7 protein-coding genes are annotated in these 6,277 nt (G+C 58.1%); 2 read left to right on the top strand and 5 right to left on the bottom strand.

The window, feature by feature from the left end:
* The coding region (locus ABYV26_RS18065) for a sulfite exporter TauE/SafE family protein (RefSeq protein WP_372682752.1) at positions 1-703 on the top strand (703 nt) is incomplete at its 5' end.
* A 181-nt stretch (positions 704-884) separates the two neighbouring features.
* On the top strand, positions 885-1,709 hold the full coding sequence (locus ABYV26_RS18060) for a nitroreductase family protein (protein ID WP_372682751.1): 825 nt from the start codon (positions 885-887) through the stop codon (positions 1,707-1,709).
* 152 nt (positions 1,710-1,861) lie between these two features.
* On the opposite strand, the gene ABYV26_RS18055 is transcribed toward ABYV26_RS18060, so the two are convergent.
* From ABYV26_RS18055 to ABYV26_RS18035, 5 genes are all read right to left on the bottom strand, one after another.
* Positions 1,862-2,707, bottom strand: a complete 846-nt coding sequence (locus ABYV26_RS18055) for a sugar phosphate isomerase/epimerase family protein (RefSeq protein ID WP_372682750.1) — start codon at positions 2,705-2,707, stop codon at positions 1,862-1,864.
* A gap of 138 nt (positions 2,708-2,845) precedes the next feature.
* Entirely contained in the window at positions 2,846-4,027 is a 1,182-nt protein-coding gene (locus tag ABYV26_RS18050; protein WP_372682749.1) for an inositol-3-phosphate synthase, read from the bottom strand.
* A gap of 198 nt (positions 4,028-4,225) precedes the next feature.
* A complete protein-coding gene (locus tag ABYV26_RS18045; protein ID WP_372682748.1) occupies positions 4,226-4,687 on the bottom strand; it encodes a ferritin family protein in 462 nt (153 codons plus the stop codon).
* Between the two features lie 251 nt (positions 4,688-4,938).
* Positions 4,939-5,511 carry a 2-oxoacid:acceptor oxidoreductase family protein gene (locus ABYV26_RS18040; RefSeq protein WP_372682747.1) on the bottom strand — a complete coding sequence of 191 codons (573 nt, stop codon included), beginning with the start codon at positions 5,509-5,511 and terminating at the stop codon, positions 4,939-4,941.
* Between the two features lie 157 nt (positions 5,512-5,668).
* Positions 5,669-6,277: thiamine pyrophosphate-dependent enzyme (locus tag ABYV26_RS18035; protein WP_372682746.1), on the bottom strand; the 609-nt coding region annotated here is incomplete at its 5' end.

Below are 6,277 nucleotides of genomic sequence, written 5' to 3'. Positions count from 1 at the left end.
TTTTGGTGAGCAGATGACAACGCCAATCGATACGGTTACCCTTTTTATGCTGGGCCTTTTGGGGACCGGCCATTGCATCGGCATGTGCGGGCCCCTGGTGGTGGCTCTTCCGGGGCAGACCGGACGGTTCTCGGCTCACCTGGCCTACCATGGCGGCCGCTTGGTCACTTATGGTGTCATCGGCGCTTCGATGGGCGCTGCCGGCGGCGGGCTGATTGGCCTGGCCTCGGCCGTCGGCGGCAACCCGATGGTCTGGGTAACCCGGGTGCAGGTGAGCATCAGCCTTCTGGCCGGCCTGTTTCTGCTGTTTTTCGGCCTGTCCCGCTTGGGATGGGTTGCCGAACCTAAATGGCTGGCCGTTGCCATGCCCAACCGGATGCCCGGTTGGCGGCGAATCATGTCCCGGACCCCCGCCATGCGAAGCAACCTGGATTTTTTCCTCACGGGATTGTTCCTGGGGGGCTTGCCCTGCGGGCTCTCCTATGCCGCTTTTGCCAAGGCGCTGTCCGGTGCCCAGATGCTGTCCGGGGCCCTGATGGCCCTGATTTTTGGTCTAGGCACCCTGCCGGGTTTGCTTGCAGTGGGTGCCGGGGCGGCCGTTTTTTTAAATCGATTCAGGCAGCAGGCGGATATTCTTGCCGGACTGATCATGATCGGCATGGCGGCCACCCTTATCGTCAAGGCTCTGGAGACGATCGTATAAGGCCGGATGCCAGCAACCGGATATACTTTGAAGAGGATTGATGGACTCAGATGCGTTGCCGATAGCCAAAAGGATCGATCCACACGGCCTGGCCACCGCCACCGTCGAAAGATAATACCTGTTATCTGGGATAGAGAGCAATTCATCATGTTGGGATCAACAACTACACATGGAGACAAGCATGGCCTTTCTGAAGATTGACGAAACCAAATGCAAACAGGACGGAATCTGTGCGGCCGAGTGCCCCAGGCGGATTATAACCCATAAAGATGACACGAGTTTCCCCCAAATTGCACCTGCGGATGAAGCCAACTGCATGGCCTGTGGACACTGCGTGGCCGTCTGCCCCCATGCTGCCTTAAGTGTGACCGGGGTGGACATACAAGACTGCCCGGAGATAGAAAAAGACTTGGTCCTGTCCTGGGATCAGGCCGAGCAATTCCTCCGGTCCCGGCGATCCATCCGCCGGTTCAAGGACAAAGTCATGGATCGAGAAACCCTGGTACACTTGATCGAGACGGCCCGTTACGCCCCTACGGCCAGCAACGCCCAGAACCTTCAATGGACGGTGATCGAAGGGCGGGACAAGTTGGAACCATTGTCCCGGGAAACCATCAACTGGATGGAACGGGTCATCGAAGCCCAACCTGACTCTCCAACTGCCGGCTACTTCCGTCCAGTGGTGGCCGGCTGGGCCACCGGGTATGACGGCATCCTGCGCACCGCCCAGACCCTCATTGTTGCCTCTGCTCCCAAAGAGAACGCCAACGGCTTGGTGGATTTGAGCATCGCCTTGGCTTATCTGGAACTGGCCGCCCTGCCCCTGGGCGTGGGCACTTGCTGGGCCGGGTTACTCCGCGGGGCCATGCTGGCCACCCCCGAGTTGGTGGAAACCATGGGCCTGCCCGAGGGGCACACTGGGTTCTATCCGATGATGATCGGATACCCCAAGTTTAAGTATCATCGGTTGCCAAAGAGAAAAGCGCCGGTGATTCACTGGAAGTAGTCAATCGTGGATCAGATAACGAACCCACATTATAGCGGTACGACCATTAGTCGTTAGAAAACAGGTTGAGCTCTTTGGGCCTGCCGGAACACTACGCGGTAAGAATCAGGCACGCTAATTCGGGAAGAATGGTCTCGCCTTCACCTCAGTCCTTAATCCTGCAGTCCCGCCTCCCGCAGTAACGGCAACAGGTGGGCCAGGCTATCTTTGCCGGCCGCTTCCGGTCGATCGGTGTAGGGGTAGAGTTCCAGGCTCATGTCATGCTGGTAACCCGACTGCTTCATGGCGGTGAAGACCGATGGAAAGTCGATGGCGCCCAGGCCGGCAATGAGATGGTTGTGCTCGCGGGTGGGGGCGATGTCTTCAATGTGAATGTGGCCGATCCAGGGGAACAGTTCTTCGAAGGCGGCGGCCGGGTCCTCGCCGGCGCAGTAGAAGTGGCCGATATCGAAGTTGATGCCCACCGCCGGCGCCTGAATCTCGGACACGAAGGGCTTGATCTCCGCGGTGCGCTCCATGAGCAGGTTCGGCTCGGGTTCGATGAGCAGCTGCACCCCCAATTCCTGTGCTTTGGGGATGACCTGGTCCATACCCTGGTGGAACAGGGTCAGGGCTTTTTTGCGGGTCATGCCGTTGGGCAGTGGTCCTCCCGGCGGCACCGAGATATTGCGGCACCCGATGAATGCGGCAATTTCCAGGCAGGCCAGGGTGTGGTCCACACGGATCCGTCGGCGGTCGGCCTCCGGCTCGATCCATGACGGCAGGTAAGTATCGCCCACCGCAAAAAGCGTGAAGCTGTTCAGGTTGGTGGGCTTCAGTCCGTTTTGCTCCAGCGAGGATTTCACTTGGGTCAGCGCAGCCTCGTCGTATTCGGGCGGGTAAAGGTGGGGCTGGTCGCACATGATTTCCACACCGGCAAAGCCCAGACGGGCAATCATGTCAAAGGAATCCAGTAGGGGATATTTAACGAAGGCGTTGGTGCTATAGCCAAAAATCATGGGGTATCCTCTCTCTGAAGGCTTTAGGAAAGCGCCCTTGGACTGTGTTATCGGTCGTCGCAGTATACCAAAATACGGCTTTCTCCCTCTAGCCTTGCCAAGAACGCTTTCTTAAATCCTGATACAGCGTAAAGTTGATTATATTCTATTGCCATCTATGTTGATGCGGGATTCGATCCGGGATTCCAGACTTTCCAGGGCGGCAAGCTGGTCTTCGAAGGTCAGCGGAGCGCTGTCACCCACGGGTTTTTTAAAATAAAACCCCAGGTCGGGAACGGGGCCGGCGAACCCGGCGATTTGGAGGGCGGCGGCCCATCGAGCCAGGTCCAGGGCCATGGGGGCGGCCAGGATGGAGTCCCGACCCTGCAGGTTGAGCCGCAGGCTCATGGGCATGCCGAAGATTCCCTTGAGGTCGATGACGTCCCAGGCCTCCTTGGCGTCGCCCCGAGGGGGGTAGTAGTCGATGTGGACCTTGTGGGCCGACCGGCCGTACCGTTCACCCACCGGGTAGCCGAGGATATCGTCCAGTAAATTGGTTTTGTTGGTCAGCTTGCCGCAGGCATGGTCCGGGTCCATCAGGTTCAGCCCATCTGCGTTGCCGAGGATGTTAAGGCTGTACCAACCGTCCACATACAGTCCCCGGGCCTTCAGGGCAGAGGCCAGGACCACCTTGAAATAGGTTTGGCCGGTCTTGCCGTCGCGCCCGGCGAGGGGAACCCCATTGGCTGCGGCAAGGCTACAGACGGCGGGCAGTTCCACTGTGTTGGGGGTGAAGTTGACCACAGGAATGCCGGCCTCGACAGCCGCGATCACGTAGGCCAGGTCGGGCAGGATTCGGGCATCGGGTCGGCTGAGGATTTGGTCGACGGTCGTGAAACGCGCTGGATCGGAGATGTCGCAGGCCGCCGGAAGCAGGTTGACCAATACGGGATGGGCACCCGGGCAACGCTTGCGGCATTGCTGAATATCCGCCTGCAGTTGTTTCACCTGGCTTGCAATGGAAAGCGCTGCGTCGGGGGCATCTAAAACGGGTATTTGTGCCAGACGGGACTCATGGGGCAGCCACATGCCCTCTGGCAGGACCCCGTGACGGGCGATGGCGCTGGTGAGATTATCGGCGGACGAATCCCAACCGGCCATGGCAACGGAGCGGCAATCGCCCAAAAAGGGAAATTTGCCAGCAGTGGTGAGGCCGGGCAGCACCAGCTGAGGATTTTCCTGCATGGCGGCAACGGCCGCCGCCAACGTGGTGCCAATGGCCCCTTTGGCGCCGGCAACCAGCAACAACAATTGGGATGGGTGATCTGACAGTCTGTCCATTGATATCGGTATTCCTTATCGGCAGGCCCGGGGGCCGGTATTTTTAAACCGTCGTACCATAAAGGGAAGGCCGTGCAAAGTCAAGGCATTGGGGCCATTTGGTGGATGTCGGAACAGATATGATCCGTCGGGAAAAAGGATGCTGATTGGTAGGCCTTTTTCGAGGATGGAAAAGGACCCCCGGCATGCGTGAGTGGTTCAATCCCCCGCCAACATCTCCTGGAATGTTGCCATGTGTTTTTTCTCTTCGAGAATGATCCGATCCAGTTGAGCGGCGATGGCCGCGTCATCGATGAAGGTTTTCAAAACCTCGTAAAATGCGATGGTGTCGTCTTCGAACCCGATGAAGGTGCGGAGCATTTGGTCGGGGGTGTCGATGGCCACAAAATCGACCTCCTGCAGGGAAAATGCCTGCCCCTGCACCACATCTTCCACCAGGGCCTGGCTGAATTCCGCCATCAGGTGGTGATCCTCATATTGGATCAATCGGCTTTTTAACTCGGTAAACCATCGGGCGTGGTCGTGCTCTTCCTGGGCGATCCAAGCCAGAAGGGTCTTTAACGCTTCATCCGATATATGCAGCCTGGCATCCCGGTAGGTTTTTTCGCCGTTTTTTTCCAGCCGGATGGCAATGTCCAGAATATCCTGGGAGCTAAACATAAACACTCCTCAACGTTCGCGTGGGTTCATTTTCTGTTCTATGATGTTCTCCATGGGCGCATTCTCCTGCCACCGCCGGCCTGTCAACACAAAATGGATTCCCGGATTCGGGCAGCTGCCACTCAGGTTAGATTAAATCCGGTCAGGTGTAAATACGGTGACCTCCGGTTTTGCATTCAGCAGCCGGTTGCGACGGTAGCGGAAAACGGGCTATCCGCCCGGGCTTTCGGCCGACACTCCGAAGCGGGCATTCAGGCGGGCAATGCGCTGTCAGCACCGGCCTTGAGCGCTCGGAGAGACGACTGCCGTCGATGGTTTTTCCCCTTGAGGCGATTTTCCAGAACGGATTCGACATCATGGGGGGTACAATATAGCAAATCGTGGCCGAAGGCGCCGCGTCGGGCGGTGGAAAGGGCGAACCCGAGCATGATCAGATTCACGGATCGCGGGTCGTCCATTTCTCGGGCAATTTGGTCTGCATCGAGATAATAGAGCGCAGCAGTCTCTTCAGTTGTCTGTGGCGCAGGTCCGTTGATCACGGCCCATCCACCTGGCTTGAGATAGCCGCCGTGCTGGACCAGGCTCTCTGCCTTCAGGGCAATCAGGCCATCGGCGTTTCCCGGGCTGATCAGCGGGCTGACGAAATCACCGATCTTTAAATGAGAGATCACCGTGCCGCCCCGTTGGGCCATTCCGTGTGTTTCGGAGGTAAAAACAGGAAGACCGTTTTGGATGGCCGCCTCAGCCAGCAGCCGGGTGATGAACAAAACGCCCTGCCCGCCCACGCCGCTGATTACGATTTGGTAGGTTGGTGCTGCTTGCATGACTTTTCTCAATTGTTCCCCATTAGGTTTTTAGCTTTATTACAATAAGGCATAAGGTTTGTTGAGTTCTGCCAATTTAAATAGATTTGCCGATCAAAGCAGAAACCAGAAACCGTGCATCCAAAAACCTTGACCCATCAACGGTGAACCCGGAACCCTAAGACCTTCCTACTATCGCTCCCTTGGGGCAGATGTCCAGACAAACGCCGCATCCGTTGCATGCCAGTGCGTCCACGACGGTGCGCTGGCCATTGTCAACGGCCACCAGGGCCGGGCACTCGAAATGCTGATGGCAGAAACCGCATCCATCGCAGTCCCCGGTCACCATGACCTCAATCGGGTCGGCTGCCTTTCCCTGGCGCGCGAGGTCGATGATGCAGGGGTGCCGGGCGATGACCACCGCCGGCCCGTCGCTGCGGCTGAAGTCCACCGCCGCTTTGACCATGGCGATAAACCCGCTGGTGTCATAGGGATCGCCGACTTCCAGAAAATTTACACCGCAGCCTTTGACCAGGGCTTCCATGTCCACTTTGACCAAGGTTCCCCCTGTGGCGCTTTTGCCCGTGGCCGGCGTTGGTTGGCTGCCGGTCATGGCCGTGGTGCCGTTGTCCAGGATTACCCGCACCATGCGCACGTTCTGGTTCACCGCGTCGATGAGGGCGGGCACCCCAGCGTGAAAGAAGGTGGAGTCGCCGATGGTGGCCACGATGTCGGGCCGCTTCTTTTCGTGTTTGTAGGCATGGTAAAATCCGGCGGCTTGGCTGAT

This window comes from Desulfosarcina sp. (assembly GCF_041551955.1).
Taxonomy (GTDB): domain Bacteria; phylum Desulfobacterota; class Desulfobacteria; order Desulfobacterales; family Desulfosarcinaceae; genus Desulfosarcina.
Note: the sequence above shows the minus strand (reverse complement) of the source record. Positions and strands in the feature narration are given on the sequence as shown.

Coding starts and splice junctions, on each gene's coding strand:
- ABYV26_RS18060 (WP_372682751.1), top strand. CDS start 885: ATGGCCTTTCTGAAGATTGACGAAACCAAATGCAAACAGGACGGAATC.
- ABYV26_RS18050 (WP_372682749.1), bottom strand. CDS start 4,027: ATGGACAGACTGTCAGATCACCCATCCCAATTGTTGTTGCTGGTTGCC.
- ABYV26_RS18055 (WP_372682750.1), bottom strand. CDS start 2,707: ATGATTTTTGGCTATAGCACCAACGCCTTCGTTAAATATCCCCTACTG.
- ABYV26_RS18040 (WP_372682747.1), bottom strand. CDS start 5,511: ATGCAAGCAGCACCAACCTACCAAATCGTAATCAGCGGCGTGGGCGGG.
- ABYV26_RS18045 (WP_372682748.1), bottom strand. CDS start 4,687: ATGTTTAGCTCCCAGGATATTCTGGACATTGCCATCCGGCTGGAAAAA.